15 protein-coding genes are annotated in these 25,536 nt (G+C 53.3%); 11 read left to right on the top strand and 4 right to left on the bottom strand.

Annotation, left to right across the window (positions count from 1 at the left end; genetic code table 11):
• Positions 1-560: 560 nt before the first annotated feature.
• Complete coding sequence (locus J2Z18_RS20265) at positions 561-797, bottom strand: DUF6953 family protein (protein WP_007129311.1); 237 nt, start codon at positions 795-797, stop codon at positions 561-563.
• Between the two features lie 1,385 nt (positions 798-2,182).
• Here J2Z18_RS20265 and J2Z18_RS20270 point away from each other — a divergent pair.
• The 4 genes from J2Z18_RS20270 (at position 2,183) to J2Z18_RS20285 (ending at position 10,643) form a co-directional block, all read left to right on the top strand.
• Entirely contained in the window at positions 2,183-3,169 is a 987-nt protein-coding gene (locus J2Z18_RS20270; RefSeq protein ID WP_077564828.1) for an ABC transporter permease, read from the top strand.
• A gap of 17 nt (positions 3,170-3,186) precedes the next feature.
• Entirely contained in the window at positions 3,187-4,104 is a 918-nt protein-coding gene (locus J2Z18_RS20275; protein WP_144873019.1) for a carbohydrate ABC transporter permease, read from the top strand.
• Between the two features lie 227 nt (positions 4,105-4,331).
• Positions 4,332-5,870 (top strand): extracellular solute-binding protein, encoded by a 1,539-nt coding sequence (locus J2Z18_RS20280; protein WP_007129314.1) that lies wholly within the window; start codon positions 4,332-4,334, stop codon positions 5,868-5,870.
• A gap of 129 nt (positions 5,871-5,999) precedes the next feature.
• Positions 6,000-10,643 (top strand): S-layer homology domain-containing protein, encoded by a 4,644-nt coding sequence (locus tag J2Z18_RS20285; RefSeq protein ID WP_210095223.1) that lies wholly within the window; start codon positions 6,000-6,002, stop codon positions 10,641-10,643.
• A gap of 449 nt (positions 10,644-11,092) precedes the next feature.
• On the opposite strand, the gene J2Z18_RS20290 is transcribed toward J2Z18_RS20285, so the two are convergent.
• Positions 11,093-11,881: an aminoglycoside adenylyltransferase domain-containing protein gene (locus tag J2Z18_RS20290; protein WP_210095224.1), complete on the bottom strand. Its 789-nt coding sequence runs from the start codon at positions 11,879-11,881 to the stop codon at positions 11,093-11,095.
• Positions 11,882-12,165: 284 nt separating this feature from the next.
• On the opposite strand from J2Z18_RS20290, the gene lepB reads away from it, so the two are divergent.
• Complete coding sequence (gene lepB, locus J2Z18_RS20295) at positions 12,166-12,825, top strand: signal peptidase I (RefSeq protein WP_210095225.1); 660 nt, start codon at positions 12,166-12,168, stop codon at positions 12,823-12,825.
• Between the two features lie 208 nt (positions 12,826-13,033).
• Here lepB and J2Z18_RS20300 read toward each other — a convergent pair whose 3' ends face one another.
• Positions 13,034-14,608 (bottom strand): FAD-dependent oxidoreductase, encoded by a 1,575-nt coding sequence (locus J2Z18_RS20300; RefSeq protein WP_210095226.1) that lies wholly within the window; start codon positions 14,606-14,608, stop codon positions 13,034-13,036.
• 368 nt (positions 14,609-14,976) lie between these two features.
• Between J2Z18_RS20300 and J2Z18_RS20305 the strand changes: the two genes are divergently transcribed.
• Positions 14,977-16,023: a pectinesterase family protein gene (locus J2Z18_RS20305; protein ID WP_245256100.1), complete on the top strand. Its 1,047-nt coding sequence runs from the start codon at positions 14,977-14,979 to the stop codon at positions 16,021-16,023.
• Positions 16,024-16,090: 67 nt separating this feature from the next.
• Here J2Z18_RS20305 and J2Z18_RS20310 read toward each other — a convergent pair whose 3' ends face one another.
• The gene (locus J2Z18_RS20310; protein ID WP_210095228.1) at positions 16,091-18,406 is read right to left on the bottom strand and encodes a helix-turn-helix domain-containing protein; all 2,316 of its coding nucleotides are present in this window, start codon (positions 18,404-18,406) and stop codon (positions 16,091-16,093) included.
• A 233-nt stretch (positions 18,407-18,639) separates the two neighbouring features.
• Between J2Z18_RS20310 and J2Z18_RS20315 the strand changes: the two genes are divergently transcribed.
• The 5 genes from J2Z18_RS20315 to J2Z18_RS20335 all read left to right on the top strand — a co-directional run bounded on the left by J2Z18_RS20315 (position 18,640) and on the right by J2Z18_RS20335 (position 25,524).
• Entirely contained in the window at positions 18,640-20,151 is a 1,512-nt protein-coding gene (locus J2Z18_RS20315) for an extracellular solute-binding protein (protein ID WP_210095275.1), read from the top strand.
• A 320-nt stretch (positions 20,152-20,471) separates the two neighbouring features.
• On the top strand, positions 20,472-22,004 hold the full coding sequence (locus J2Z18_RS20320) for an extracellular solute-binding protein (RefSeq protein WP_210095276.1): 1,533 nt from the start codon (positions 20,472-20,474) through the stop codon (positions 22,002-22,004).
• A gap of 85 nt (positions 22,005-22,089) precedes the next feature.
• Complete coding sequence (locus tag J2Z18_RS20325) at positions 22,090-23,049, top strand: ABC transporter permease (protein ID WP_210095229.1); 960 nt, start codon at positions 22,090-22,092, stop codon at positions 23,047-23,049.
• A gap of 20 nt (positions 23,050-23,069) precedes the next feature.
• Positions 23,070-23,948 carry a carbohydrate ABC transporter permease gene (locus J2Z18_RS20330; RefSeq protein WP_210095230.1) on the top strand — a complete coding sequence of 293 codons (879 nt, stop codon included), beginning with the start codon at positions 23,070-23,072 and terminating at the stop codon, positions 23,946-23,948.
• Positions 23,949-23,964: 16 nt separating this feature from the next.
• On the top strand, positions 23,965-25,524 hold the full coding sequence (locus tag J2Z18_RS20335) for a family 43 glycosylhydrolase (protein ID WP_245256101.1): 1,560 nt from the start codon (positions 23,965-23,967) through the stop codon (positions 25,522-25,524).
• Positions 25,525-25,536: the final 12 nt, after the last annotated feature.

Below are 25,536 nucleotides of genomic sequence, written 5' to 3' on the forward strand. Positions count from 1 at the left end.
GAAGGCGTAGCGCAGCAGGGCCTGCTGCTGAACTTGTTAGTTGCTCCGCGTACGTATCGTTCCTCCAATCGCTGTTGTGGCTGAATTTCCTGGAATTATTAGTGAGATGCGGGAGAAATTCAGCCCCAAAGGCGCTGTTGCAATCGAGGTGGCCCTCCTCCCCACCTTGGTGGTGGGGGAGGGGAGAAGGCGTAGCGCAGCAGGGCCTGCTGCTGAACTTGTTAGTTGCTCCGCGTACGTATCGTTCCTCCAATCGCTGTTGTGGCTGAATTTCCTGGAACTATTAGTGAGCGCGGGAGAAATTCAGCCCCAAAGGCGCCCGCTGCCGCTTTTCCGGAATCGATTCGTTCGCTCCGATGGGCTGTTGCAATCGAGGAGGCCTTCCTCCCCACCTTGGTGGTGGGGGAAGGGGGGAAGGCGTAGCGCAGCAGGGCCTGCTGCTGAACAATTAAACCGCTCGGGGCGTGATTTACCTGAGCGGTTTTTACGTGTGCATTGTGTTGGCAGGTAAAATAAAAAACCGGCAGGAGAAGTCCTTCACCGGTTCATTACACAATATGTTACGTCCAAGCCCATAAAAAGCCGTCCCGATCCCAAGCGATCCGACCGCCGTGCAGCTTGCGGAACGCTTTTTTCACGTCTTTCGATAAGGATGGGTTTCCGTTTTCGTTAACAAAAACGAACTGTTCCCCGAAGTGCTCCTTTACGTACGCGATCGCGTCCTCCTGGCGCAACGTTCCGGTGAATCGAATTTCTTTTACCATCCACTCGGCGACTTCCTGTGCTGTTGTTTCCAAGTGAAATCACCTCCGTTCAGTTACATATCATACCAAATAAATCACACCCAATGATAGTTTTTCTCTTTCATTCGCAGTAGTTCGAATAGGTAAGGATTAAGGAGCATCCTTTTGTGAAAAACACTGAAGAAAATGTTGTACAAATTGTTAACCGTAATGGTTAAGCGCTCCCCTCCGATTGCTATGAGGGCTTAACCACTCCAACCAAGAGCCGCTCAAGGCGTAAAACCTGAGCGGCTCTCCCCCTCCCCCCAACCAGCAGGGGGGAGGGGCTTCACCAGCGAATCAACGACAGGCATCCGCGCTAGGAGAAAGCTTCAACGGAGCAGGCGGAATGGTGCTGTAGAAACGAAAGTGTTCGCCTTTGTACCTGGATTTCTACATTGGAAATATGAGTTCAAGAAATCCAGGCACAACAGCGATCGGAAGGGCCATCCGCAAGCGTAGTGCTGATTTACTCTCACTATCCGAAGGACCATCCACATGCGTAGTGATGAAGCACTACCCGAATATTCCCTACCTAAGAAGCCGCTCAGGACGTGAAACCTGAGTCGCTTTTCCCCTCCCCCAACCAGCAGGGGGAGGAGGGAATACCAGCGAATCAACCACAGGCATCCCCACAAGGACAAAGCTTCAACGGAGCAGGCGGAATGGTGCTGTAGAAACGAAGTGTTCGCCTTTGTGCCCGGATTTCTCCCATTAGAAATATGAGTTCAAGAAATCCAGGCACAACAGCGATCGGAAGCAGCATCCGCATGCGAAGTGTTGATTTACTCTCACTATCCGAAGGGCCATCCGCAAGCGAAGTGCTGATTTACTCTCACTATCCGAAGGGCCATCCGCAAGCGAAGTGCTGATTTACTCTCACTATCCGAAGGACCATCCACATGCGTAGTGATGAAGCACCACCCGAATATTCCCCACCTAAGAAGCCGCTCAGGACGTGAAACCTGAGTCGCTTTTCCCCTCCCCCCAACCAGCAGGGGGGCGGGGATTCCACCAGCGAATCAACGACAGGCATCCGCGCTAGGAGAAAGCTTCAACGGAGCAGGCGGAATGGTGCTGTAGAAACGAAGTGTTCGCCTTTGTGCCTGGATTTCTCCCATTAGAAATATGAGTTCAAGAAATCCAGGCACAACAGCGATCGGAAGCAGCATCCGCATGCGAAGTGTTGATTCCCCTCAGTAAGCATCATCCGCATGAAAGTGATGCCTTTCCCTCGTCACATCCAATGACCTCACACGATCATTACACTCCCCCCTGCTGAACACAACATCAGATTACCATAAATAGTAATGATCCTCGCCTACTCAGTCCCTCCGCCCGGAATTACAATGTGAAATAACCAAGGAGATTGAAAGACACAGAAAGGGGGAGACGATGACATGAAACCCGCAATCGAACCAACGAAGACGCCGGACGGTTCCGCAGCGCCGCGTATCCAGTCCAAACAGAGAAGAGGGTACTGGGGCAAGCTGGGGACCGATATTTGGAAAGAGTGGGATCTTTATTTGCTGCTTGTGCCGGGCATTTTGTTTCTGCTGCTGTTCAAGTACACGCCGATGTACGGCATTACGATCGCATTTAAAGATTTCAACATATTCACAGGATTTGCCGACAGCCCGTGGGTGGGATGGAAGCACTTCGAGAAGCTGTTTACGTCGCCGGATTTTGCTCAGGTATTCAAAAATACGGTCATTATCAGCTTCCTGAAAATCGTCATCCTGTTCCCCCTCCCCATCATCATCGCCCTGATGCTGAATGAGCTGAGGAATATGATGTTTAAGCGCACGGTGCAGACCGTGATCTACCTTCCGCACTTTTTGTCCTGGGTTATCGTTGGCGGATTGTTCATCGATTTGCTCTCGACGAATGGCGGGATCGTAAATAAATTGCTGGTCAGCATGGGCATGGAGCCGATCGCCTTTTTCTTGGACAACAGTGTATTTCGGAGCGTGCTCATTACGTCGGCGGGCTGGAAGGAAACGGGCTGGAGCACGATCGTCTATCTGGCTGCCTTCACCATGATTGATCCGATGCTGTACGAAGCGGCCAAAATCGATGGAGCCGGAAGATGGAAGCAGCTGTGGCATATCACGCTGCCCGGCATCGCGCCGATCATTATCCTGATGTTCATCCTCCGCCTTGGCAACGTGCTGGAGGCCGGAACCGAGCAGATTCTCGTCATGTACAACCCGGTCGTGTATCAGGTATCCGATGTCATCGGAACCTACGTTTACCGGATGGGCCTAGGCAACCAGGATTACAGCTTCTCCACAGCGGTCGGGCTGTTTGAAGCGGTGATCTCCTTCACGCTCGTGATCGTCGGGAACGCGATGAGCCGAAAATACTTGCAGCGCGGGATTTGGTAAAGAAAGGGTGGCATGAAATGGATCATAAACAAGCACTGGAAGGAACCAACACCACCCGGGGCGTCATTAAGATGTCTCTGTCGGAAAAATGCTTCAACGTCTTCAACTACGTCTTTTTCATCGTGATGGGATTGACGACACTGCTGCCGTTCGTGAACCTGATCGCCAAATCGCTGAGCAGCGAAGGGGCCGTCATTTCAGGCAAGGTGGGCTTGCTGCCGGTCGGCGTTCAGTTTGAAACGTATAAATATGTGCTGCAGGATTCGATGTTCCTGAACTCGCTGAAAAATTCGATCCTGCTGACCATCGTCGGAACGGCCTGCAGCCTGCTGCTGACGACGATTACGGCTTACCCGCTATCCAAATACCGGCTGCGCGGACGGAAATGGCTGCTCTTGATGTTCGTGTTCACGATGCTGTTCAGCGGCGGTCTCATTCCGACGTATCTCTTGATGCAGAACTTGAACCTGGTCAATACGTTCCCGGTCTTGTTCCTGCCAGCGATGGTGAATGTGTACAACATGTTGATTATCAAAAACTATTTCGAAGGGCTGCCGGACTCGCTGGAGGAATCGGCCAAACTGGACGGCGCGGGCAATATCCGGATATTGGTCTCCGTCATCCTGCCGCTGTCCCTGCCGGTTATGGCAACGATTGGATTGTTCTTTGCGGTCGCCTTCTGGAACGATTACTTTGCGGCGATGATTTATATCACCGATCCGGGACTGAAGCCGATGCAGCTGTATTTGAAGGAACTGCTGGTATCCTCCAGCGGGGATTTTCTGAAGGATAACGTGGATGCGGCGATAAATACGACCCCGCAGTCCATTCAAGCCTCTTCGATTCTGCTCGCGACGATTCCGATTTTGCTCGTATATCCTTTCCTGCAAAAGTACTTCGTGAAGGGTGTGCTGGTCGGTTCGGTAAAAGGGTGATTTCAGGGTAAAAGGGTGATTTCAGAAAAGAATGTCATCAAAAAAGAGTTACTCCGGGGAATGGATGATTGCTGCACGATGATCAGCGTCGACGCTCGGACGAAAAGCCATGTCAGGAAAAGAACGCCTTCAGGAAGAGGCCGATTCCTAGGACCGTAAAGGTGGTGATGCTTCAACTTGCTCTGGTGCTGGACCTGTTGAGTACTCAATTACAAGGAGGGTTATCCATGATTAAGAAGAAAAAATCCGCTGTGCTTACCGCGATTCTCGGCTTTACGCTAGCATTGTCCGCCTGCGGTGGGGGAGGCGGTACGGGGACGAACACGCCATCGGCGACACCGTCCGATCCGCCGGCCACGACTCCTGCGGAGAACGGCGGCGATAAAGGAACTCAAGGGGGCGATAAGCCGGGACTGCGCATGATCATGCAGTACGGACTGTTTGACCCGAAGACCGAGTATGTAGCGAAATATATCGAGGAGCGAACCGGCTACAAGGTGGAGTATGAGCTGCTTCCGGCCGAGAACGCGGATGAGAAGCTGAACCTGCTCGTATCGAGCAAAGACAATTACGATCTGGTGAAGCTGAACGCTGCCCAGTTCTATAACCTGGCATCTGCCGGAGCATTGGAGCCGATTGACGAGCTGCTGGAGTCCCACGGCAATTACATTAAGCAATCGATCAAACCAGAGTCTTTTGGAAGCGCAACCATCGATGGGAAGATCTTTGGTATTCCTGAAACAGGCTCAGGGGTAAGCATTGGAGAGGAGCTCGTCGTGCGTCAGGATTGGCTGGATGAGCTGGGACTGTCCGTTCCGACCAACACCGATGAGCTCTATACGGTACTAAAGACGATTAAAGAGAAGAAAAATGTTATTCCGCTCACGATGAGCAAAGACTCGATCTACGGCGATATCGCCACGACCTTCGGGATATTGACCGATTGGAAGGAAGTGGACGGCAAGCTGATGCACCGTGCCGAGCTTCCTGAAATGAAGGAATACATTACCTACATGAACAAATTGTATAAAGAAGGTCTGCTGGATACTGAAACGCCGATTAATACAGCTCAGAAATCGATCGAGAAGTTTTCCGGCGGCAATGCGGCGATGTATAAGCTTGCCTGGTGGAATGCCGGAACGACGATTGCCGCGCTGGAGAAAAACTTCCCAGAGGCGAAAACGACCATCATCCCTTACTTGAAAGGGAAGGACGGTAAAGCGGTTGTCGGCGCGAAAGCCAATACAACCTGGTATATCGCGATTCTGAAATCGTCGAAGAATAAAGAAGCTGCGATGGATTTCCTGAATGCCAAGCTGGAGCCGGAGACGTTCAAGGGCATCGCGATCGGCGAGGAAGGCGTGCACCATGAAGTGAAGGACGACAAATATTTCCCGATCCTGCCTAAATTCAATGACGAGCTGAACAATGCCAGCGCCTTCCTGACCGGGGTGGACGAAGAGAAATACCCAATCTATTGGCAGGCGCGCGTCCGCAAAGATCCGATCCTTCAAGCGCATTTCGAAACCTTCCAGAAAAACGCCGAGGGCTTGATCGTTGTGGATCCGATGTCGACGGCGCCGCCGATCGAGGCGGTATCGAAAAACCTGCTGAAGCTGACGACGCTGCTGGATGACAATGTGCTGCAATTCATTTCGGGAGCGAAGCCGATTGATGCCTACGATCAATTCCTCGCACAGTGGAGAGCGGAAGGCGGAGCCGATATGGTGGCCGCAGCCAATGAATGGTTTCAATCGACGAAGTAAATGATGGAGTGAAAAAGCAGTTGCATGCGCGGCTGCTTTTTCACAACTTTTAGAAAGGAGGTGTTGCTAAAAAAGTGGTGCTTGAACTAGCTGGAAATCCTAATATGCGATGAAAGGTGGTAACTGTTAATGAATCGTATGTTTCGGAGGAGGCTGTCTTTGCTGCTCGGCCTTTCGCTGATCTTCTCCTTGCTGGCTCCTGCGGCGATGCCGTTATACGCCGACACCGTACCGACCGATCAGGGAGGGAGCGGGGCGAATCCTGAGCCCGTCACGTTTGTGGCCGGAGATGGATCCGGAACCGAATTGGAGTTGACCGATATTAATGTCACCGGTGCTTCATTGGAAGGTAAAAGCGATTATTTGGCGCTGTATACCAGCGGCTCCGGGGTCACCAACGCGGTATATGACAAGGAAATCTGGGTGCCGTCGCTGCATGTCGCCGTCGCTGTGGATGCAAACGGAACGGTACAGCAGGTCGTAGGTCCGGATAACGATCCTCCCACTGGATGGGACCCGGATATGCGTCTGCCGGTACCCGAAGGCGGATATGTGGTCTTGACGGGGAAGACGGCAGACTGGGATACGTCCACGTACCAAAAAACGCTGTTCCAGCATTTCCGGAAAGGCGAGCAGGTGAAGCTCATGCGCGGGGAAACTGAGGTCAATGCCGGAGATTTCCTTCCGGATCAGCCAGGACCGGATCCAGATCCTTTGCCTCCGGAGCTGCATCTGATTACGGAGGACGGTAAGCTCGTCGATATCCCTGTCGTGGAGGTTGCGGGCTTTGTGGCTAACCTGGCGGCAGATCAGGATGCCGTCGTAACCGTGGACGGCGAGGAAGCCGAGCTGTCGGCGGAAGGGATGTTCCGGATGAACGTGTATCTGGAGCCTGGGGCCAACCCGATCACCGTAAAGCTGATCATCAATGGGAATGAAATGGCTTCCACGACGATAAACGTGGTTTACGAGCCAGTCGAAAATCAAGATTATATCGAGGTCGAAGCGGCCCCGAAAGATATCACGATCGACATTGAGGGTCCGCGCAAGAAACTGGACTATATCGATAAAGATGTTACCGGCATCCCGAACATCGTAGCTTTGTTTACGAGAGATTTCGGCACGTCCATCACGGTTCCGCAGACGAATGTCGCGGTTCAGGTGGATGCCAACAACCGGGTGCTGCAGGTCATCAACCCTTCCATAAACGGCAAGCCGCCGGTGTGGACGGGGCCGACGGAGCTTGAAATTCCCGAAGGCGGCTACGTGCTGATGGCACAGGACAACAGCTACACCGGCAACAACATCAAGCGTTATTTGGCCGAAAATTTCAAAGCCGGAGACGTTATCAAGCTGCGCAAGAACGGCGAGGTCGTTCAGGTGCGGGATCTGATGAGCGGCAACGGCGCCATTGCCCGGCTTAAGCTCGATAACGCACAGATGTATACCGTGACGGAGGGCAGTACGGTCATATCGGGCAAGATCGAAAACATAGACGACATCAACGCGATCAAGCTGCTCGTGAACGGGACCGAGGTTCCTTTTGGTGCGGACGGCACGTTTACTTACAACTATTCGCTCACCGCCGGCATCAATTATATCGAGGTTATGGTGCAGAAGAACGGGATCGAGCAGGATAAGCAGGAGGTTGCGGTGTTCGCAAGACCGGGCTTTTCGTCTGAGAAAGAAGTCATTCTCTGGGTTGACCAGGCATCGAATGTGCGGAAATTCCAAAGCAGCGAGCAAGTCCGTGAATTCCTGGAGAGAGCCAAGGATACGGGCGTTACTTCCATCGCTTTGGACGTGAAGGGCGTGGAGGGCTTTGTATCGTACAAAAAGAACGACCTGACGGGAAGGCCTTACGTCAGCGAGATCAAGGCGCCGGAGAAGGCCGGAGCAAGCCCGGATCTCGATCTGCTGCAGGAATTCATCGATCACGGCCATGCGCTGGGCTTGAAGATCCATGCGGCGATTAACGTATTTGCTGAGGGCTCGATCGCCCATAACGAATATGCCGTGCTCAACGATCATCTGGACTGGGAGGAGCGCGTCTACTTCGCGGAGAACAACGGGGAGATCAAGCGTCTTCGGGAAAGCAACAAGCAGGGGCTCGTCGCTTTTGTCAATCCGGCCAATGACGAGGTTCGCGATTATCAGCTGAAGACGTTTGAGGAAATCATCAAAAACTATGACGTGGACGGCATCGTTCATGACCGCAGCCGTTACGATAACGAGGGGGCGGATTTCAGCGAGGAAACTCGCGTGAAATTCGAGCAGTTCCTCCAGGCTCAAGACAAGCAGTTGACCAATTGGCCGAACGATATTTTTTACTATGAGAACAATGTGCGGGTATACGGTCCGCTGATTCAAGAATGGTGGGAATTCCGCTCCGGAACGATCCAAAGCTTTTTCCGGGAGGTAAAAGAGCTGGCGGATTCCTATGAGGCTACCAAGGGCAAGACGATCCAGGTGTCCTCTTACGTCGGCTCCTGGTATGAAACCTATTACTTAAACGGCGTGAACTGGGGCAGCAAAAACTTCAGGTACCATCCAGCGCTCGGCATGCCGGACGAATCGGTGTATACGCCGGATTATTATGAGACGGGATACATTGAGTATTTGGATTTCCTCATGATCGGGGCTTATCAAACGACTAGTCAGGAGATTCAGAAGTACATTACGCTCGGTAACATCGTGACGAACGGGGAGATTCCGCTGTATGCAGGGATCGCAATGAACAACGTGCAGGCCCCGGCGGTGCAGCGGGAAGTGTTCCAAGCCGGATTGAAAAATACGAACGGCCTGATGCTGTTCGACGCCTCCCAGGTCAACTGGCCGATCGCCAAGGCAGCGCTTCAGGACCGGGAATGGGTGAAGGACTACCAGCTCGGGATGAGCTTGCCGAATAGCCCGGATACGTTCCTGGAAGGCAACTACTATAATGTCAACCGCATCGAAGGGAACATCAACGTCATGACAGAGGCCTTCGGCTACTCCACGGGCACCAACCGCTTTGGCGTCGAGGTCGTTGTCGATAACACCGGTCAGGTTACAAAAGTCGTGAACCGCAATCAGGCCATCAAATGGAGCTGGGGATCACCGGAGGAGAATAACAGCGTCATCCCTCAGGGCGGCTTCGTCATTTCCACGCTGGACCCGTCCGGCACGAGAACGCTGCGTCAGCTCGTGGCGAACGCCTACAATACGGGCGATCAGGTTCGTTCCGCGGTATTACGCGGACTGATGGATGATGAGGGGAAAGAGACGCGGGACAGCCAGCTTCAGCTCGAGGGGCAGGTTGAAGTTCTTGGACCCGGCAAGGCTACCGTAAACGTAAACGGCGGCGAAGCGTCGGTGGCCACGAACGGAAAATTTACGGCTGCAGTTCCGCTGGCAACCGGCGTCAACTCGGTTACGGTCGACGTGTACGTTGACAACTATAAAACCAATAGCAAAACATTCGAGGTGATTCGGACGTCAACAGGAGACGGGGGCTCGAACCCTGGCAACCCTGGAAATCCGGGAGGCGGATCCGGTGGTGAGCCTCCGATCCCGCCTAAGCCGGAAGAGCCTCGCCTAAACATTAAGAAAGAGACGGGCGCGGATGGACGGACCGTGGTGACAGCCGATGCGAATGAGAAGCGGATGCTGGCGGATATCGAACAGCTGCGCAAGCAGCCAGCACCGTCTCGTGTGCTTGCATATGCATTCGACGAAGCGGCGGATTCCATCGTGCTGAACTTGCCGGCTAAAGGCATAAGCACAGCTGCAGCAGAGCTGCAAGGCGGCTCTATCACAGTGGAATCGGCCTTCGGCAAACTGGAGCTTCCAATTCAGGTGCTGCGAGAGATGCTGCAGCAGCAGGGGAATGCCGATACTCTTCAGATTCGCATCGGCAATGCTGCAAAAGCGGAAGAAGACGCGATCAGCAAAGCCTTGCGGGAGGGCGCTTCCAAGCTTGGTGCATCCCTTGAACTATCCTTTGCCTGGAAACAGGGGGATACGCTGAAGCCGATCACCGCTTGGAAGGGAGCGCCGGCCAAATTCATCAAGCCGCTGCCGGGAAGTGCCAGCGCATCCTCTACATCGATTCTGAGATGGGATGCGGCTGCCGGTAAACTGTATTTCGTACCGGCGATAATCAGAGCGGCCCATGCGGATTTCAGATTCCGGGAAGGCGGCATTTATGCGGCGGCCGCATATGAAAAGACGTTTGCGGATGTGAAGGATCATTGGTCCAATGAGGACGTATCACTGCTTGCCTCCAAGCACGTCATTGAAGGGCTAAGCGAGAACCGGTTCGGTCCGAATGAGCAGGTAACGCGGGCCCAGTTTACGGCAATGCTCGTGCGGGCGCTCGGGCTGAAGGAGCAGGCGGGCGACGCCAGCTTCCGGGACGTCGGGGCGGACGCTTGGTATGCTTCAGCTGTAGCGACGGCCGTAGAGCATGGATTGATTGAAGGCTTCAGCAGCGGCGAGTTCAGACCGAATGACCGAATTACGAGGGAGCAGATGAGCGTGCTGCTCGTCCGCGCAATGAAGCTTGCCGGAACCGAACTGGAGGCCGTTGATCCGGGCTCGGTGCTGGAGGGCTTCAAGGACCGGGACAGCATTGCGGGCTGGTCCGAGGAGGCGGTGTCGGCCATCGTGCATTCGGGCATTATGAAGGGACGCGGGTCCGAACGCTTTGCACCGGATGCCGAGTCTACCCGTGCCGAGGGCGCTGCCGTCTTGGCCAGAATGCTGGAAATGGCAGGTTATATGAACCGCTAATTTTCTTCAGGAGTCTGCGAAGGTGACCTGATAGCAGGTTGCCTTCGCTAGCTTCTCTATAGTACAGGGGACGAGAGGCAAGCTGGAGCAGTACAACAGACCAAGTGGCGCATTTGGCAACCCCACTGCAGATCTAACACGGAGGCGCTGGCTTGGATGTGGGAAATTCTTGAGCATCTCCGCAACTGCATAGAATTAAAGGAAATTCTCCCCCAGGTTAAGACCTGGGGGAGAATTTTTTGTGCCAAGGCAACGAGTCAATGCGAACGAATCAACGCGTAACCAGTCAAGTACATCATATAACCGCTATGTGTTGCCCTGCAGCCTTACATTCACAGCATGACTACAGGTCGTAACGAGCTCGCTGGTACGCACCGTCGCATCATGATTCTCCGCTCCGTATTGGATCGCGTTATGAAACGGATCATCCCAAATGTGCAGCCTGCAGCTCAGCGCTCTAACCCTGTGGACGCTCCTCCTTCGACGGCGTGGGTAATTTCGCCGAGCATGTACTCGGCGAAGCGGACAAGCCCGGCACTTTCGATCACAGAAGCGTCATTTGCACCAGCGTATTCGCGGAGCGCATGCTCCAGGATGGGGCGGTACTCCGGGGGAAGCGTGTGCAAGCCCCATTTACCGCCTTCCTGCTTGGACGAGACGACGCCCTCTTGCAGGTAGTACAGCACCCGGCACAGATTGAGCGTATAGTACATCGGAGATTTGTTAATTTCCTGTACCGCTTCGCTAACATCATGAAGGAGCGCTTGTACAACGTATGTCCGGTCGATCGGCCTGAACATCTCGCGAACCGGCGTGCCGTACAAGGTGCGTCCCCGATGGTATATCACCGTGTAATGAGCGGCCAGATCGGGGTCGCCGAATCCGCCGCAGAAGTAATTCTCGTCGGCGATATATTTCTCGCGGTGAAAGTCCGAGTAATGAAATTCAAATGGCGGCGGATAGACGAAGTTCCGGATGCCCGATGCAAGCACGGCGCTCAGCTCAAGCCCCCGCCCGCTCAGAAGATTGTCTTGAAAAGCGATGATTTGTTTGGCTAGCCGCTTCCATTGCTCCTTTGAACATGTTTGATGCACCACGAGCAGCAGGTCCACATCGCTTTTTGCCGGGTTGAAGCAGCCCATAGCCAAGGATCCATGCAAATAAACCCCGGCCAGATTGTCGCCCAGCTCATGGACAAATAATTCGACGGCTTGCTCTAATACGACTGTCATATCCATACGTGATCCCACCTTCGGGTATATAGTTGTATATTATTTTGTGGGATATCCCCCCGTCAATGGAATGAAAGCTTATAAGAATTCTGTGCGCCTTGAATAACTCGGGGCCCGGCAAGCAAGCTCCTCCGGCCGCCTCCGATCCGGCAAACGCTATTCGGAAATTTTACAAACCATTATGGTGGTCATTAAGCTAACGGGTGGAAAAGTTCAACCAATCCTGAATATGTCGGGAACAATTACCCTTGAGATTTCGTTATAAAGGGTAAGAAGTCGAAGGGGGGAAGATGATGAGAGTCGTCATTGTCCTTTTTGTATTTGTACTAATATTTACAGGGTGTAGTTCAGATAAAACAAGTAAAATCATCACGGATTCCATAACCAAGCCAACGATTAATACAGTAACCAATCATGAGTTGGATTCCGGGCAGATCATCTATAATCATAACTATGACAACATGGATCGTGGGAATCATGATTTAGAAGGACAGGTTGTGATTGATTTGAAGTATTACAATGATCACTCGATTAGCCGTGGTGATATCGTATACTTCAGGAATCCTGAGACTAAAAAGAATCTTGGTGAGTACAGCATTTCCAGAGTTATCGGGCTGCCCGGCGAAAAAGTAAAGATTGAAAAAGGACAGATCTATATTAACGACAAATTGCTGGATGCTTTTTACGGAAGGGCACATCGACTGGGGGATGATCTCGAAAGTTTGAAAAAAGCTTTAGAGCGCGATAACATGGGAACTCATATACGAAAAAACATTGAAAACAATGTGGAATATTTTCAACAAATGAGCATGGAGGAAATCGAGATCCCCGAAGACCATGTTTATCTTGTAGGAGATGATTGGTCCCGCAGTAATGATAGCAGATTGTTCGGGCCATTACCCACAGACAAAATTGAGGGGAAAGTGGCGGGGGTAGTCGGTAGCCCGTAAGCTAAAGAGAAACGTTAATCCAATGAAAAAAGCGGCAGACTAAGACTCTACGTCGTATCTTAGTTTGCCGTTTTTTGTTTACGCTGAAAACTCCACATCAACTCAATTCGCATTCAATGGACTAAACAACCAGTCGCCGGTTCATAACCGGCAACTGGCTATTCAGATCTGTGCAGCTTGGATTCCTGTATTTTCACTACGGAATACCTTATACCGGGCGCAGCGCCGGCCATTTCAGCTCGATTCCTTCACTCGTGAGCCTTTGCTGGAAGTCGGCCAGCGTTTCCTCGTTGTTGCGTACGTTCGTAGGGAGGATGCCGTGATCCAGGCAATAGCTGACGCAGTAGCCGGCAGCTTCCCCGATGTTCCATTCCACAGGATGAAGGCGGTAGCACCCGTTCGTGATGTGGGTGACGCCGATGTTCTTGCTGGCGGCCAGCACATTGGTTACCCGTTTCGGGATCAGGCTGCCGAGCGGAATTTGAAACGGTAAGGACGAGATGTCGATATACGGGCGATTGCCCGTGCTTGGATGAAGGTCAATCCGGTAGCAGCCGATGCCAATGGAATCATAGAACTCTTCCGCCGTTCCGCTTGGCCTGGAATCGGTGGCCACATGCTGCTCCAGGACGGTAAATTCGGCCTGAATGCGTCTGGATTCCCGGATATACGGATACATCGCCATGCCATCCTCCGTGCCGACAACATCCGGACGTAAACGCAGCCCGGGATAGCCTTGACCTCCGTCCGGCCGCGGTGCCTCCGTCTGAAGCCAGTACAGAAGGGACAGACTCAGCTGCTTCGCCTCGTTCAGATGGCGCGCAGCCTCTTCTTCGGGAACATCGATAATGGAACCAAGCCAGTAGTCATTCTGCGGCCAGTTGACGAGCGATACCGAGGTGTCGAAGGTCCCTTCCGCAAAGTGCCTCGGATCCAGGATCTGACGGTATTGATACAGCGGGAACTTGCCGTGGCCAGGAAATATTTCATAATCGACCGGCTCGTTCGTGGAGGGCTTTACTGCCGTCAGGCTGAGCAGGCGGTCCGGCCAGAAATCCGGCTTGTACTGGCGCCAGAAATCATACATTTGCGGTTTATCGATCGTGTGGTCTTCACCCTCCAAGTAATCCACGGCAAAGCAATAGGTGAAGCCTTGCATATCCTGCGGCAGCGGTTCTCCGCTCACCGCATGGGGCTCGCCGGTCTGCTCCACGGATTCGGCTCCGGTCACATACTCGATTCCGGCTAGCGGAAGCAGGTCCCCGAGCTCTGTTGCATCGATGAAATAAGGGGCTTGAAGGATGATGCGATCTCCGGTCTCAAGCAGCTTGACCGTTACGCTCTTCACCTGGTCGCCGTCAACCTCCGCCTGTTCGACCACCGATTTGTACAGAATCTTGATTTTGCCGCTGTGAACGTAAGGCGCCAGCATTTGGTGCAGCACGGCCAGGGCGGTCCGGGGCTCGTGGCACAGCCGGCTGACGATGCCGCTGCCAGGATTGAGATTCACCGTTGCCCTTGCCTTGGGGGTCATAGGGAAATGATCCCGGTAGTACTGCCGGACACCCTCACGAAACTGTCTATAGCTTCGGGTGCATCCGAATGACTCGATCCACGGATGTTCGTCCGGGGGGACGGCCTGGCTAGTCAGCTGCCCGCCGATCCAAGTGGTTTCCTCGGTCATGATGACGGTTTTTCCGGATTTGGCAGCGGCGAGGGCGGCGGCTGTACCGCCTGTTCCGCCCCCGAGAATAACGATATCGGCCTGCATTTCTCGGTTCATGGCATAGATCTCCTTTGGTTGGATGGACATCGTCCAGCTTTTAAAGAATACTATTTTCATTGTAGAAGCACAGGCGGCTGAAAAGTACCGGACGGAGGTGACCTTTTTTGGTAATCTGATGTGTTTTTAGGAATAATCATTAGATTTGGGCTCCGCGGCACAGGGGTTCATTTGAGTGTCAGGACATGGGCTTATCCAGGGATTGTATGCGGAATGCACGAATCTCTACTATGATATGGATATCGAAATAATTAGAATATCGATGATAACGATATCGAGATTTTCCCCCGAGAAACCATACAGGGAAGGGAATAACGGTTTGCGACGGAGGGATACGGTGAGTGAATATGTCAGGGGAGGGCAAGAGCATGAGGATATTGCCGGAACAAGAGAAGCAGCGCTTGATTACGGTAGCGCTCGATGGAAGCGGGGATTATCGCAGCATTAAGGAAGCGGTGGACCATGCGCCGGGCGGAACGGCTGAGCAACGAACCGTCATCCATATCCGCGATGGCGTATATAACGAGAAGCTCCATATTGAGAAGCCCTTTCTTCATCTCGTGGGGGAAAGTGCCGAAGGAACCATCATTACATATGACGACTACGCCAGAAAAACGTTCCCCGACGGCAGTCCGTACCATACTTTTAACTCTTACACCGCTTTGTTTGGTGCGGACGATTTGACGGTCGAGAACCTGACGATAAGAAATGATGCCGGCCGGGGGGAGCTTGTCGGACAGGCGCTGGCCGCCTATGTGGACGGCGACCGCATCTGCTTCCGAAATTGCCGCTTTATCGGGCATCAGGATACGCTGTTCACCGGTCCGCTGCCGGATAAACCGCTGAAGCGGGGCAGCTTTGGAGGACCCCGGGACGGCTTGCATAAGGTAGCCGGACGCCAGTGGTACGACAGCTGTTATATCGAGGGGGATGTCGATTTTATCTTCGGTTCGGCGACAGCCGTGTTTACGGACTGCGAAATCTTCTCCCGCAACCGTCTGACCGCGGAAAACCTTCCTCATGTAGAGCGGCATCCGGAGATTAACGGCTGGATTACGGCCGCGTCCACGCCGGAAAGCAGCCCGTACGGCTATGTGTTTGTCCGCTGCAGGCTGACGGGCGATGCGCCCGAGGGCTCCGTGTATTTAGGCCGGCCATGGCGTAACCACGCAAAGGTGGCATGGATCGATTGCTGGATGGGAGCGCATATTCGAGCCGAAGGCTGGGACAACTGGGACAAGCCGGAGAGCGAAGCAACCGTGACCTATGTGGAATACCGTTGCGCCGGTCCCGGGGCAGATCGGCAGCACCGGGTATCCTGGTCCGGCACGCTGCCGGATGAACAAGCCGATCAATATTCGCTTGGCTGCATCTTCGAAGGGGAGGCTCCTTGGATTCCGTTTTCAGGCTCGTAAGACCGGGATCGAAGGGAAGAAGCTGGAATAAAGAAGCAGGGATGGAGCAGCCCGAAGGCCGTTCCGTTCATCCCTCCAATCCTTTGTATTTGGCCCGGTATTGACCTGGTGTCATCCCTTCCAGCTTGCGGAAGGAGCGGATAAAGTTCTGCGAATTGTTGTAGCTGAGCTTTTCAGCGATATCCTTGATCGGCATGTCGGTCTCCACCAGCCATTTCTTGGACATCTTGAACCGGTACTGCGACAGATATTCGCTAAACGACATATTCGTTTCTTTCTTGAACACGCTGCTTAAGTAAAAATTGTTGTAATGCAAGCGGGAGGCGCATTCCTCCAGCGTAATGTTGCGGTCGAATTCATTGCGGATGATCTCGATGATCTGCTCGGACAGATTTTGATACTGGGAATCTTGGCGGTCCCGGAACACCTTCACCATCGGGCGAATGACGCGGGTTTTGAACCAGCCTTCGATTTCCGGACCGGTATACAGCGACAGCAGCTCCTCAACCAGGGAGCTGTTACCAAAGTCGGGCTGCTCCAGCACGATGCCGTTCTCCTGCATCACGATCATCAGGTCATTCAGCAGGCGGATCAATGAGATTTGGTACTCGTGCGGCGTGCGGTCCTTCTGAAATACCTCGGCGAGCCACTGTTTGAGGAGCTCAAGCGCACGCTCTTCCTCCGCCAGCTTGATCGCGTCGATCAGCTCGTTCTCCACCTGCATCGGATAGAAATAGACCCGGGTATGCTTGCCTGAATTCACGCTGAAATAAGGGATGATGACGCCGGTACCGAGCTTGATCCGGTGCTTTAAGGCTTCCATTCCTTCCTGGTAAGCGCGGGACGTCTTCGTCAACGTCTTATACGGAAGGCTGATGCCGATGCTGACCTCCAGATCGAGGAAGCTGCGGGTCGTCCTCTGAATCTCCTCCGACAGCTTGTAGATATAATCGTTGAATTCCTCCAGCGAGATTCCGCCCCGCCCGATCAGCGTCACCTGGGTCTGGTCAATAATGACAGGCGGAAACCGAAACATCGATGGAATCATCTCTTCCATCATGTTATTGATGGCAAACAGGAGCAGATCCGAATCCTTGCGCTCATACCGGGTATCGTCAAGCGTATCGATCTGGAGCGTGAAGACCGCGAGATGCTCCCACTGCGCCACCTGCTCTTGGAAGCCGAACAACGCGATCTGCTCCTCGGCTTCAGGCGGGCTGATTCTGCCGAGAAACAGCTTGTGCAGAAAGAAGGTTCGCACCTGCCGGCTGTTCTGGCGCAGCTCGTTCCGAAGCTGGGTGTTCGAATTGAACATATCCCGGATATGCTCATCGATAATTTGCAGCTCGTTCTTTTTATTAGCCTGGAGATCCGGGAGGCGCTCGGCGATGCCCTGCAGGATGCGGCGGATCGGCGAGTATACTCTGCGGGTACCGAGCCACACCAGCAGAATGCTGAGCCCGATCATCAGCAGGCAAATATACAGCGTGAACCAGCCGATGGAGCGGGATTCCTTGGTCACCGCCGACATTTCGGTAAAAGAAGCGTACAGCCAGCCGTTGAAATCCGATTTCACATAGGTAACGGAGATCGGCTTGTTATCAATTCGGGTCTCGAATTGCCCGCTTTTGCTGTCGAAGCGATCAAGCTCATCCTTGTTATATCCGGTCTCGGTCAAGGATTGGCCGACCTTTCCCTGATCGGGATGCACGACGATTCGGTAGTTGTGATCAAGCACCATGACCTCTCTGGAAGGAGAGGGGCTGTCCATCATAGCGGCAAGACTGCAACTCGGGATTGTGGCTAGGGCGATTCCCCGGGCGGACGAGGTAGACATGGGCATTTTTTTGACAAGAGCAATCGTGTACGGGCAGGCATAGCTGAGGGTATCGCTTGAGCCGAGCGATTCGGTGTCCAGCATGACCCAGTTGGAGCTGCCCTGCATATCCATGAGAGACAGCAGCGTATCTTTGGAAGCGTATTCATTAAATTCGTACATTCCCCGGTTATTGATCAGCCAGTTCGTGGTCGTATTAGCGAGGATGACATCGGTGACTCTCGTCTCGGGGGATTGGAGGAGGCTGAGCTCTTCCTTTAGCTTGTTATACAGCTGAAAGTCGTAATAGGACAGGGGACGGTAAAGGGCACCCTGCAAAATATTGGAGTTGATGACGTAATTCAGGGTATAGTCCACGGTCCTCAGCACCTGTTCCAGATTGCTGTTCGTCTGATTCATGAGCTGGATATTGCTCGTATTGACATGATTCTGAACCGATCCGGACGATTTCATAAACGAGAAGAACCCAAGGGCCAGGAGCGGAATGATACTGATGATGCAGCCGAACAGGACCATTTTAGAATAAAGACTATTTTTTGGATGCAATAGGTACACTCTCCTGTTTAACAAAGTGTATAATCATTGTATGGGTTCTATGGATTGCGTTCAATAATCATTTCCTAGGGAATAATCCTTGCATTTGATGTTGGAAGCTTCACGTCTGAATACGACTGCATAAAAGAATCGGATTCGGTAATCTGTCTATAAGGAAGTCGGGAAACGGAGGTTGTCGTGCTGTGAGTATCCGTACCAAGCGTTATGTTTTGCTTCCCCTGATCATGCTGGCGCTGATGGCTGCCTGCGTCGGCATATCAAGGGTTTGGACAAGCGGGTCGACCAATGCTTCGGAGAACCAGCGGCCCCATATTTCGATTATGGCCAATCTGCATACGGCTGAAGTTCCATCGGATACGATCGAGAAGATCATCGAGGAGAAGACGGGGACGCAGCTGAGCATTCAATGGGTGCCGGACGGCAGCTATGATGAAAAAGTGTATGCATCGATTGCGACAGGGACATTGCCGAAGGTGCTGTATTTGAAGAATGCGGCCTCTTTGTCCTATTTTAAGGATGAGATCCGCAGCGGTTTGTTTTGGGAGATTGGGCCTTATCTGGACAGCTACCCGAATTTGAGCGCATTGAAGCCGGAGGTGCTCAAGAACACAACGGTTGACGGCAAATTATACAGCCTCTATCAAGAACGCGCACTGTCAAGGCAGGGGATCATTTACCGGAAGGACTGGGCGGACCGACTGGGGCTCTCCGCGCCGGATTCACTGGAAGAGCTGTACGAGGTGTTGAAAAGGTTTACATTTGACGACCCGGACGGCAACGGGCTCGATGATACGATCGGGCTCACGGACCGCAATGACCTGATTTACGGTGCATTCAAGACCATCAGCTCTTATTTTGGAACGCCGAACAATTGGGGCTGGTATCAGGATTCCCTGCAGCCTGAATTCCGTTTCCCGAAATATATGGAGACGATGAAGTTTTTCCGTAAGCTGCATGAAGAGGGGCTGATCAATCGCGATTTTCCGATAACGAGCAAGAAGGACCAACAGGAGCTCTTCATTACCGGTAAGGCGGGCGTGTATGTAGGGGCGATGAGCGACGTGCTGTCTCTGGAAGCGAAGCTGAAGGCCAATGACCCGGACGCGGTGCTGGATGTCCATAACCGGGTGCGGGGGCCGAACGGGTACGGTGTTTGGGCTACGCAGGGATACGGCACGGTTGTCCTGTTTCCCAAGTCCGCGATTCCGACCGAGACGGAATTGAAGGAAGTGCTGGCCTTCTACAATGAATTAATGAGCGCCGAGCTGGCCAATTACATGTATTGGGGAATCGAAGGCGAGCATTATACGGTTCAGGACGGTAAAGCCATGGCCGTGGATTCGTACAATCTAAGGGAAAAGGACGTAAAGCCGTATCAAGCGCTCATGATCGGGGGACCAAGCACCATCGACGGCATGCTTCAACCGGTAACCAGGAACGAGGCTAAAGACAAGGCGGAGCGCCTCATTCTCGACAATGAGAACTTCCTAATCAACGATCCGACCGTTCCGCTCGAATCCGCCCGATATAATGAGATCGGGGTTAGGCTGGAAGAGAACATGCGTGATGCGACCTATCAATTCATTCTTGGGATGATTGATGAGGCGGGGTATGAAGCGCAGGTCGAGAGCTGGCTGGAAGAGGGAGGAGCGCAGATCATCAAGGAGTTTAACGAATCGTACCGGAGCTCGACTCCGCTGTATAACTCGATTCCGCGATATAATCAGGAGAATTAGCGCTAGGGAGAGTAGATTCCCTGGCGTTTTTTTTTGCGTTTTTCTAGTAGGAGCGTCCAGACGTGAGGTGCTGCACATGCGGAAGTAATCACTGCTTGCCCGTGAGCCCCTCGCATAGCCTGGCAGCTTCCGGCATTCGTTCCGGCTCATTCGATGCAGGCGTTGACAGCATAATCATTAGATTTGATGACGATTCTGACGCACCGTCCCAGCCGTTCGAGCCGCACACCCAATCCCGGGATTATATGCGTACCCGCCATCCCTCCGTTAAGCTGTTCATGCCAGCCCAAATTGAAATTTTAAAAACGGAGGTCAAAATGATGAAAAAGAAACAAGCCAGTACCATACTGGCAATTGTAACCGCTTTAGCGGTATTGGCAGGCTGCGGCGGCGGCTCAACAGCAACGGGCAGTCAGAACGGCGAAACGCCTGCAGGCGGCGAACAAGCGAAGGGTCCGGTATCCATCTCCATCATGGCCAACCTCCACACGCCGGAAGTTCCTTCGGACAAGATTGAGAAAATCATTGAGGAAAAAACGAATACGAACCTGGAGATCCAGTGGGTGCCGGACGGAACGTATGACGAAAAAGTAAATGCTTCTCTGGCGACAGGAACGCTGCCTCAGGTTACCTATCTAAAGAATGCGGCTTCCCTCGTCAATATGCGGGATGCAATCCGGAACGGCCAATTCTGGGAAATCGGACCTCTGCTGGACCAATACCCGAATCTCAGCAGGCTGAAACCGGATGTCTTGAAGAATACGGCCGTGGACGGCAAAATATACGCGCTGTACCGCGAGGTTCCGCTCTCCCGGCAGGGCATTATCTACCGCAAGGACTGGGCTGACAAGCTCGGGCTCGGGACACCAACGACGATCGACGAATTTTACAATATGCTGAAGCAGTTCAAGGAGAATGATCCGGACGGCAACGGCAAGGACGATACGATTCCGCTGACGGATCGGAACGACCTCATCTACGGCGCCTTCAAAACGATCAGCTCCTGGTTCGGAACGCCGAACAACTGGGGAGAGAAGGACGGCAAACTCGCACCTGAATTCATGTTTCCGGAGTATATGGAAACGATGAAATTTTTCAAGAAGCTTCATCAGGAAGGATTGATCAATCAGGACTTCCCGGTGACGAGCAAAACGGACCAGCAGAATCTGCTGATTACCGGCAAGGCCGGGGTATACATCGGTGCGATGGGCGATGTATCCAGCCTGCATCCGAAAGTGGTGGAGGTTAACCCGAATGCCGAGCTGGATGTGCAGAACAAGATCGAGGGCGGTCCTAACGGCTTCGGCATCTGGTCCGTTCCGGGATACGGCTCCGTTATCCTCTTCCCGAAAACCGCGATCAAATCCGAAGAGGAGCTGAAAGGCGTGCTTGCCTTCATGGATCAGCTGATGAGCACGGAGCTCGGAAACCTTATCTATTGGGGCATAGAGGGCGAGCATCATAAGATCGAAGACGGCAAGGTCATTCCTTCGGAGGACACGAAGCTGACAGACCGTGAAGTCAAGCCTTACCAGGCGATGCAGGTCGGAGGACCGTTAACGGTTGAAGGCTTCCTGGAAGCGAAGCACATTCTCCCGGTCAAGGCGAAATCGGAGGAATTGATCGTTGAGAATAACGATTACTTGATCGAGGATCCGTCAGCTGCGCTGGATTCCAAAACGTTTAATGAGAAGGGCGTGCAGCTGCAGGAGATGATTAAAGACGGAACTTACCAATTCATGCTGGGTGATATTGATGAAGCGGGCTTCCAGGCCGTTATCGATAATTGGCTAAAGAGCGGCGGACAGCAAATTATCGACGAATATAACGCATCGTATGAAGCATCCAAATAACGAAACATGCCACCATCCCGGAAGCAGGGAGACTGCAGATGATGCAGTCTCCAGTTAAACCGGGGACAGAAAGGAAGTCGAAGTCATGAGCGAAACCGCCGTGCGGGCCGGAATGGGCAAAGGCGCCAAGACGAAGCCGGATTCCGGACGAATGAGAAGGATATGGAAGAACCGGGCGATCTATCTCATGATTGTTCCCGGATTTTTATACTTTTTGATCTTCAAGTATATTCCGATGTCGGGATTGATTATCGCATTTCAGGATTACCAGGCCTATCTCGGCGTGATGGACAGCCCGTGGGTCGGGCTCAAGCATTTCGAGCGGCTGTTTACCGAGCCGATGTTCTTTACGATTTTGCGCAATACGCTGCTGCTGTTTTTTATGAATCTGCTTTTCTATTTTCCGGTGCCGATCATTCTTGCCCTCATGCTGAATGAAGTGCGGCGCGAGGTGTTTAAACGGTTTATCCAAACCTTGGTCTACATTCCCCATTTCATGTCCTGGGTCATTATCGTATCCATATCGTTCGTTATGCTGTCCATGGACCGCGGGATCATTAACGAGCTGCTGGTTATGGCCGGATTCGACAAGATTAACTTCTTGATGAGCAGCGATTGGTTCAGGCCGATGTATATCGTCCAGGTGATATGGCGGGAGGCAGGATGGGGGACGATCATCTATCTGGCTGCCATGGCCGCGATCGATCCCGGATTGTACGAGGCTTCCCGGATAGACGGTGCCAGCCGTTTCCGGCAAATGTGGCATATTACGCTCCCTTCGATCCGCAGCGTGATCGTCGTCCTGCTGATCCTGAAAATCGGGGACGTACTGGAGCTTGGATTCGAACATATCTATCTCCTCCTGAACTCGATGAATCGGGATGTGGCGGAGATATTCGATACGTATGTATATACGGCCGGTCTTAAGCAGGGACAATTCAGCTTCAGCACGGCGGTCGGATTTTTCAAATCGCTGATCGGCCTGATCCTGGTCATGCTGGCGAATTGGCTGGCCAAAAAGGCCGGAGAAGAAGGAATCTACTAATACGAGAAAGGTTGATCGCTATGGTCCAAGATAAAACGATCTCGAGCCGTATCTTCGATTTCGTCAACTATACGCTGCTGCTGATCATCGGGCTGGTTACGATTTTGCCTTTCCTTCACGTCATCGCCGGTTCGTTCACGACGGTGACGGAGCTGGCGCAGAAGCAGTTCGTCCTTTTTCCAACCGTATGGTCGCTTGATGCCTACAAATATATTTTTTCAACCAATACGGTCTTCAAATCGCTTGGCGTATCCGTGGGCGTCACATTCTTCGGCACGCTGTTCAGCATGCTGCTGACCTGCCTCATGGCTTACGGTTTATCCCGCAGGGATCTGGACGGCCGCAATTTCATCATGTTCATGGTGCTGTTCACGATGCTGTTCAGCGGCGGCATGATTCCGACGTTTCTTGTCGTTAAGGAGATGGGGTTGATCGATTCGTATGCCGCGCTGATCGTCCCGTCCGCCATCAATGCCTTTAACCTGATCATTATGCGGAATTTCTTTCAAAATTTGCCGGAGGGGCTGGAGGAATCCGCGAAGATTGACGGGGCGGGCGATTGGGGGATTCTGGTCCGGATCGTCATTCCATTATCGATGCCGGCCATTGCAACCATCTCGTTGTTTTATGCCGTTACGTATTGGAATACGTATATGCAGGCGATTTTGTATTTAAACGATGCGGCCAAATGGCCGGTGCAGGTCATCCTGCGGCAAATCGTCATCCTGGCCAGCGGCTTGGCCGCGGACACCTCCGGCATGGAGGACATCGTTCGTCCGCCGGAGCAAACGGTGAAGATGGCGGTCATCGTTGTGGCAACGCTGCCGATTTTATGCGTATATCCGTTCCTGCAGAAGCATTTTGCCAAAGGGGCGCTGCTTGGTTCCATCAAGGGATAAGAAGAGGTGTAGAAGCATGACGCATGCAGAAGCAGAATCACGCGGTGAGACGTATGGCCTTAACAGGCCGACTGGTTCGGAGCCGGGCGATGCATCCGGTCAGGGTGCCGTGCTCCAGGACTCTGTACCTCAAGATCCCGTTCACGAGGATGCCGTGCTTCAGGACTCGGATGCCGGGCTTTATGCTCCGATCATCGCGGGCAACTATGCCGACCCGTCGATCATCCGGGTCGGCGATGATTACTACATGACCCATTCATCATATAAGCTGACGCCGGGGCTCATCATCTGGCACTCGCGGGATCTGCGGAATTGGCGCCGCGCCGGTGCGGCCCTCACCCGGTATGCGGGGGATGTATGGGCGCCGGATTTCGTGATGCATAATGATAGATTCTATATCTATTATCCTGCAGGCGGAACCAATTGGGTCGTTACCGCCTCTAACCCGGCCGGGCCTTGGAGCGAGCCGGTAAGCCTCGGGATTCGCGGGATCGATCCCGGACATACGGTGGCACCGGACGGCAAAAGGTATTTGCACATGTCCGGCGGAGCGTTCGCGGCATTGTCGGACGACGGGCTGTCGGTCATCGGCGAGGTCAAGCAAGTGTATGACGGCTGGAGGTATCCGCAGGATTGGGTGGTGGAGGCGTACAGCCTGGAAGGGCCGAAGGTGACCCGCCATAACGGCTATTATTACTTGACGGTGGCGGTTGGCGGAACGGCAGGACCGCCGACCAGCCATATGGCCGTTTCGTCGAGATCGAGAACGCCATGGGGACCATGGGAGCATTCCCCTTATAATCCAATTATCCGCACGTGGTCGAAGGAAGAGCCGTGGTGGTCCAAGGGGCACGCCTCTTTGATTGATACGCCGGACGGTGAATGGTGGATGGTCTATCATGCGTACAGGAACGGCTACCATACGCTGGGCCGCCAGACCCTGCTGGAGCGCGTCGAATGGTCCGCTGACGGCTGGTTTTGGGCGGCTGGCAGGGGCAAAGGCGTCAACTCGCCGCCGCAAGAGGTGCTTCTCGATTCGCTGAACGAGGCGGAGCTCGCACTGCACTGGCAGTGCGAGGGCTGCGCGCCATCGTCCAGATTTCACACCGGACCTAATGGCCTGACGGCAGAAGGAACGGCTGAGGGAGCGGAACGGTCGCCGCTCTTCTTCATGCCGGGACATGAGCGGTATACGGCTCAGGTGGAAATTGCCGTGGAAGGGGATGCCGAGGGCCGGCTGCTGCTACATTACAACGAATCGGCCTATCTGGGCATCGGGATCAGCGCCAAGGGGGTTCGGCATTTCCGGTCGTTCAAGAGCTATGCGGTCATCCCGACCGGAGGAGGACGTGCATTTCTGCGCATCGTCAATGACGAGCATATCGTGTCTTTCTACTTTAGCTCTGATGGTGCGGAATGGTTCCGATACGACAAGACGGTAGAAGTGTCGGGCATGCATCATAATACGCTCGGCGGCTTCCAAAGCCTGCGCATCGGGCTGGATGTCGCCGGGGCCGGCAAGGCAATCTTTCGAAACTTTTCGTATGAAGCAGAAGCATGGACAGCCGGACAATGAGGGGAGGAGGTG

The sequence above is a fragment of the Paenibacillus lactis genome (assembly GCF_017873605.1).
GTDB lineage: Bacteria > Bacillota > Bacilli > Paenibacillales > Paenibacillaceae > Paenibacillus_AQ > Paenibacillus_AQ lactis.

Excerpts from the sequence above, each read along its gene's own strand:
- J2Z18_RS20270 (WP_077564828.1), top strand. The coding sequence starts at position 2,183 with ATGAAACCCGCAATCGAACCAACGAAGACGCCGGACGGTTCCGCAGCG.
- J2Z18_RS20275 (WP_144873019.1), top strand. The coding sequence starts at position 3,187 with ATGGATCATAAACAAGCACTGGAAGGAACCAACACCACCCGGGGCGTC.
- J2Z18_RS20280 (WP_007129314.1), top strand. The coding sequence starts at position 4,332 with ATGATTAAGAAGAAAAAATCCGCTGTGCTTACCGCGATTCTCGGCTTT.
- J2Z18_RS20285 (WP_210095223.1), top strand. The coding sequence starts at position 6,000 with ATGAATCGTATGTTTCGGAGGAGGCTGTCTTTGCTGCTCGGCCTTTCG.
- J2Z18_RS20290 (WP_210095224.1), bottom strand. The coding sequence starts at position 11,881 with ATGGATATGACAGTCGTATTAGAGCAAGCCGTCGAATTATTTGTCCAT.
- lepB (WP_210095225.1), top strand. The coding sequence starts at position 12,166 with ATGATGAGAGTCGTCATTGTCCTTTTTGTATTTGTACTAATATTTACA.
- J2Z18_RS20300 (WP_210095226.1), bottom strand. The coding sequence starts at position 14,608 with ATGAACCGAGAAATGCAGGCCGATATCGTTATTCTCGGGGGCGGAACA.
- J2Z18_RS20305 (WP_245256100.1), top strand. The coding sequence starts at position 14,977 with ATGAGGATATTGCCGGAACAAGAGAAGCAGCGCTTGATTACGGTAGCG.
- J2Z18_RS20315 (WP_210095275.1), top strand. The coding sequence starts at position 18,640 with ATGCTGGCGCTGATGGCTGCCTGCGTCGGCATATCAAGGGTTTGGACA.
- J2Z18_RS20320 (WP_210095276.1), top strand. The coding sequence starts at position 20,472 with ATGAAAAAGAAACAAGCCAGTACCATACTGGCAATTGTAACCGCTTTA.
- J2Z18_RS20325 (WP_210095229.1), top strand. The coding sequence starts at position 22,090 with ATGAGCGAAACCGCCGTGCGGGCCGGAATGGGCAAAGGCGCCAAGACG.
- J2Z18_RS20330 (WP_210095230.1), top strand. The coding sequence starts at position 23,070 with ATGGTCCAAGATAAAACGATCTCGAGCCGTATCTTCGATTTCGTCAAC.
- J2Z18_RS20335 (WP_245256101.1), top strand. The coding sequence starts at position 23,965 with ATGACGCATGCAGAAGCAGAATCACGCGGTGAGACGTATGGCCTTAAC.